We start from the raw sequence: 5,420 nt of genomic DNA on the forward strand, positions 1-5,420 counted from the left end.
AGGGCGTCGAGTTGGTTGCCGGTGGGGAGGTGGTGGTCGGCTTGGATTTCGTGGACGGCGAGTCGGGCGAAGAGGAAGTGGTGGTGGCTGGTGCCGATGGCCAGTGCGAGGTCGCGGATCTGGTCGGGGTGTGTGTCGGGGAGCAGGCCGCGTCGGGTGGCGTCGGTGAGGCGGGTGCGCACGTAGGTGGTGATGGCGTGGGGCTCGCGGCCGACGGTGACGGTGTCGGCGGGGGTGGCGTGTAGTGCGCGGAGGAGGTCGTGGTCGGCGGGTTCGGGGTGGTCGGGGTCTTCGCTGGTGCCGCGTCGGGTGCCGACGACGACACGGACTCCGTCCAGTTGGGATAGGGGGTGGAGCAGGTCGCGGGCGATGGTGAGCGGTTCGGTGGCTTCGTCGAGGGCGTCGGCGAGGATGGTGGTACTGGCGCGGTCGCGGATTCGGTCGCGGATTCGGTCGAGTAGCCAGGTAAGTTGTGCGGGGGTGTCGGCGGTGGCGGATGGGGTGTCGCCGAGGGTGTCGCGGGCCAGTCGGGTGATGACGCCGGTGAGGGGCATGCCCGCCAGGTGCAGGACGGTGTCGAAGACGTCGTCGGGTGGGCGTTGCTCGGGTGGGGCTTGGGTGATGAGTCCGTGGCGGGCCAGGGTCGTACGGAGTGTGGGTTTGCTCTGGACGACGAGATGGCCCAGGAGCGCGGATTTCCCCGAGCCCGCGGCGCCGGTGATGGTGAGCAGTCCGGTGGTGTGGGTGCGTAGCCAGGTGGCGATGCGTTTGGATTCGGCTGTGCGGCCTTGGAAGTACCAGGATTGTTCGCCGAGTTCCGCGCCTTGGGCTTTGGGGATGAAGTGGAGTTGTTCGTCGGGGGTGAGATCGTTGAGGGCGGTGTCGATGTCGGTGACGACGTCGACCGGGCCGATCAGCGGCAGGGTGCGGGTGCGGTGCAGGGCGGCGTGTTCGTCGATGCGTTTGAGAATGATCTCGGCGTGGGGCAGGGTGCGGCGTAGTTCGCGTTCGACGTCCCACAGCGAGATGCGCGCGTCGTTGCGGTAGGCGCCGGACAGGACACGTTCCAGGGCTTGGCTGAACCGGCCCAGGGTGGTGGGGCCCTCGCCGGAGGTGCCGATCAGCAGGACTCGCCGGGAGCCGGGTCGGGTGTCCAACTCGGCGCTGAGTCGTTGGACGAAGCGGGCTGAGGAGCAGGCGTCGATGACGATGATGTGCCAGTGGTCGTCGTTGTGGTTGTCGTCGCCGGCGGTGCGGGCGGCGATGGTTTCGGCGAGTTTGGCGGTGCTGATGCCGTGTTCGCCGATGGGGTTGGGGCTGTGGGTGTGGGCGAGGGTGGCGGTGGTGTCGTTGGCCCAGCCGTGGCCCACCCAGTACAGCACCGAGTGCCGGACGCGGCTCTCGCCCCAGGTCCTGCACCGGTTGTCGGTGGCGTCACCGCCGCGGTCGGGCATGGGGGTGTCCCAGTCGACCGGGACGGCGCCGAAGAATGCCAGTTGGGCGGCGACCTTGTCGACTTCGTCCTGGACCGGCAGGCGGTCCTGGCCGGTCCAGTCGGGGTGGGTGTAGTGGCCGATCGGGACGGGAAACAGTTCCAGCTGCGGGTGTCCGGTCATCCGGTGTTCGGTCATTCGGTGGCGTCCGGGTTCTCGGCGAGCACGTACTGGGTGACCGGTTCGGGGCCTGCGGTGACCTGGACTCGGTAGAGGCCGGGTTTGGGCAGGCTGATCGTGGCGTGCACGGCCCCGTCCCGGCGGTGGGGGTAGCCGTGGGGCAGGGCGATGTTGGTCTCGACGTCGACCACGGTGACGGTGGCGTGCAGCGCGTCGGTCCCGGTCAGTTCGGCGGTCCACTCGCGGTGGGGTGCGACGATGTCGGGCAGCCGCAGTCCGATGCCCTCGTTCGGGCCCAGGCGTGGTCCAGTGTCGGCGGCGCCGTAGGCCACGATGTCGTGGGCAACGGTGAGCGCGGTGTCGGCGCGGGCCAGGGGCATGTGGTGCAGCGCGGCGGGTATCGGTGTGGTGCCGTGGGCGGGCAGGGCGGCGTTGCGGGGGACGGTGCCGTCGCCCAGGCCCGGTGCGGTGACCGGTCGCCCGTCCGGGTGGCGCCGGATGTCGCCGTCGGGGGTGGGGTGGAAGGTGGTCTCCAGGCCGGTGGCCAGTCCGTCGGCGAGGGTGAGGCTGCTCGTGGTGGCCTGCTCGACCCCGATCACGGCGTGATGTCGAGTCAGGGGGTGTCGGGTCAGGGGCGTGTCGCGTTGCGCGGTCTGGGTGTGCAGGGCGGTGTCGGCCAGGTCGCGGTCCGCGCCCAGGGAGGCGAGGTCACCGGCGGTGAGGTGGCGGACCTGGGTGCCGTCCAGGACGCTGCGGTAGGTGGGCAGCAGGTCGTAGAGGCCGGGCATGGTGACCGCCACTCGGCGCAACCTTTGCGCCGGCAGCGGGATGCGGCCGCCGACACCGGAGCCGAGGACCGCGGCGACTGTCGCGGTGCCGCCGAACGGGGTGCCCAGGGTGAGGATGTCGCGGACGTGGTCGGTGGCGCCGGGGATGGTGTGCAGGTGCCGGCACAGCAACCCGCCCATCGAATGCGCGACCAACACGACCCGTGCGTCGGGATTGCCGGATTCCGCGCGCCACCAGCCCAGGTGCATGTCGATCTTTTCGGCCAGCAGTCTGGCGTTGTGGGCTACCGGGAGCCGCCAGTCGTAGGGGAATTCCAGGACCGCGTCGGGCCGTATCACGGCTGTCCGCACTGTGCGGAGTAATGGGCCGTATGGGGAAATACCGCCGAGTACGGCGGAGAACGCGGTGAATTCCAACCGTCGGGGCACGACCCGGGTTCCGTGGCCGTCGCGTTCCTCGTCGGTGACCGCCAGCGGGGTCAGTGCGCGGCCGATCGGGCTCCACGCCCGCACATACCAACCTGGCTCCAGGCCCCAGAGGAAGCGTTGGTCGACGGTGTCGTAGAGGGCGCTGCCCATCAATCCCGGAACGACGATCACCGCATCCCGCGTCACCGGCGCACCATTCAGCAATTCCCCGACCGGTCCCGTTTCCCGTGGCACATTCATCGAATCGCGGCACTCCCACCCGGTGTGACACCCCCTGCGCCGCGACATTATCCGGGTACGGCACGATTACTGTCTCGATAGCCCCAATTCGCACCGGAGGTGTCGTGGTGAGCGCACGCCGCCTGTTCATCCTCGCGGTCCGCGACTACCCCCACCAGTACGACGGGTTCGCCGAAGACGTCGACCACCAGCTTGAGGTGCTGCGCCGCTGGTGGTGCGCACCCGAGCTGGGCGAGAGGGCCTTGGATGTGGAAGACCTCGGGCCGGTTCACCACCGCCGCGACGTCGAAGACGCCGTCCACAAGACCGGGTTGCGTGAGCTGGCCGAGCACGACGTGGCCGTCCTCTACATCACCGGCCACGGCGTGCGCAGCAACAGCGGGCGCCACTACCTGGCTCTACCCGCCACCCCGCCCGGCGAGTACCTCGTCCACGGCTACCCCACCGCCGACCTGGTCACCGCCGTGCTGGGCTCCAAGGCCAGACACCTGCTGGTGATCGTCAACTCGTGCTTCTCCGGGCAACTGGAAACCGAACTCAGCGCCCTGCGCAAAGACCTCCCACCCGAACGCGAGCTCGGCTCGATCGAAGTGTTCGCCACCGCCGACTTCGACCAGATGCCCCGCGTCCGCGAGTTCGCCGACCTGCTCGCCGAGGTCCACCGCTACCTCGCCGGCGACCAGGCCGGCTACACCGAGCCGTGGCTGAGTATGGACGAGTTCGCCATGGAACTGCACCAGGCCCACCAACGCCTCGGCCTGCGCGAACACCGCCGGCTGCTCAAACCCCGCCGGCTGCTCAAACCACTGACCAGCCCCGACCACAGCCCCTGCCTGCCCAACCCCGGCTACCAGCCAGTCCGCCACATCGTGGCCCCCGCGCTGGAACAGGTCGCCACCGACGCCGACGAACTGGACTACTGGCTCGACCGCGCCACCGGTCGCACCGCACCCACCGACCCCGGCTGGTACTTCGCCGGCCGCACCACCCTCACCACCCGCATCGCGGACTTCCTCCGCACGGGCCGAGGACTGCTACTGGTCACCGGCGCCGCCGGAACCGGCAAATCCGCCATCGTCGCCCGCACCGTGACCCTCAGCGACCCCGGTTTCCGCGGCGACCCCCGCTACCGCGCCGCCCTCGCCGACGCACCCGCGCACACGCTGCCCCCAACCGGATCAGTCCACGCCGCGGTCCTGGCCCGCAACAAGACCACCGACGAGATCGCCGAAGACCTCATCCACGCCCTCGGCGACACCCCCACCGCCCCGCCGGGATCACCCACCAGGACCACCGACCTGCGGACCCAGCTCGCCCTGCTGACCGAACGAGGCGACAACACCACGATCGTCATCGACGGCCTGGACGAAGCCGCCGACCCCACCCGCCTGGTCACCGACCTGGTCGGCCCGCTGCTGCACCGCACCGGCCCCACCGCCCCACGCCTGATCATCGGCGTCCGCAGCCCCACCCCGCACGCCGACACCGATGACGGACAGGAGCTGCTGGACCTGCTACACCGCTTCCCCGTGCCGATCACCGAACTGCGCACCGACCAGGACACCGTCGGCGACATCACCACCTATCTCGCCAACCTGCTCGCCGGCCGCTACCCCCACCCCGACCTCGACGACATCGCCGCGCACATCGCCCGCGCCGTCGCCCCGTCCTTTCTCGACGCCCGCTTCGCAGGCCATCACCTCCGCATCCTGCCCACACCACCAAGCCCCCACGACCTCGCTCGCCTGGACCTGCACCACGGCACCATCGGTCTGCTCCGCCGCGACCTGCACGACACCGCCACCCCCGACCACCCCGCCCCGGCACTGCTGGCCGCGCTCCGCGCCACCGCCTTCGCCCTCGGCGCCGGAGTCCCCTGGGCCAACGTCTGGACCGCCATCGCCACCGCCGTCCACGACAACCCAGCAGACAACCCGGTAACCGACACCACCATCAACCACCTGCTCCACAGCCGACTCGCCGGCTACCTCACCCGCGACACCGCCGACGACCGCACCGTCTACCGCCCAGTCCACGAAACCCTCGCCGAGACCCTGCGTGACCACCCCGAACACCTCATCGGAGACCCCGATGCTCACTGACCACACCCACATCCACCACCGCATCACCCAACACCTGGCCGCCCAACTTCCCGACGACCCCGATCTACCACCCCACCCCTACCTCCGCCGACACCTCATCGACCACGCCACACAAGGCCACGCCCTCGACGACACCCACATCCCCACCCGATTCCTCCCCTGGGACACCAGCAACACCGTCCGCGCCGGCCTCGGCCTACCCATCACCGACAAACCCGAACACGCCGAACTCGCCGCCTGGGCCCGCA

Annotated in this window: 4 protein-coding genes; 2 read left to right on the forward strand and 2 right to left on the reverse strand. The window is 70.0% G+C overall.

What is annotated here, in order from left to right; translation table 11 throughout:
• Both ACJ73U_RS39675 and ACJ73U_RS39680 read right to left on the reverse strand, forming a co-directional pair.
• Positions 1–1,616 (reverse strand): hypothetical protein (locus ACJ73U_RS39675; protein WP_407782934.1); only part of this gene is annotated, 1,616 nt, incomplete at its 3' end.
• Positions 1,617–1,627: 11 nt separating this feature from the next.
• Positions 1,628–3,016, reverse strand: a complete 1,389-nt coding sequence (locus tag ACJ73U_RS39680) for a lipase/acyltransferase domain-containing protein (protein ID WP_407782935.1) — start codon at positions 3,014–3,016, stop codon at positions 1,628–1,630.
• 161 nt (positions 3,017–3,177) lie between these two features.
• Between ACJ73U_RS39680 and ACJ73U_RS39685 the strand changes: the two genes are divergently transcribed.
• Together ACJ73U_RS39685 and ACJ73U_RS39690 are read left to right on the forward strand one after the other, a co-directional pair.
• Complete coding sequence (locus ACJ73U_RS39685; protein WP_407782936.1) at positions 3,178–5,172, forward strand: AAA family ATPase; 1,995 nt, start codon at positions 3,178–3,180, stop codon at positions 5,170–5,172.
• Positions 5,162–5,420: hypothetical protein (locus ACJ73U_RS39690; RefSeq protein ID WP_407782937.1), on the forward strand; the 259-nt coding region annotated here is incomplete at its 3' end. The genes ACJ73U_RS39685 and ACJ73U_RS39690, both read left to right, overlap by 11 nt.

Source organism: Actinophytocola sp. (assembly GCF_045807065.1).
GTDB lineage: Bacteria > Actinomycetota > Actinomycetes > Mycobacteriales > Pseudonocardiaceae > Actinophytocola.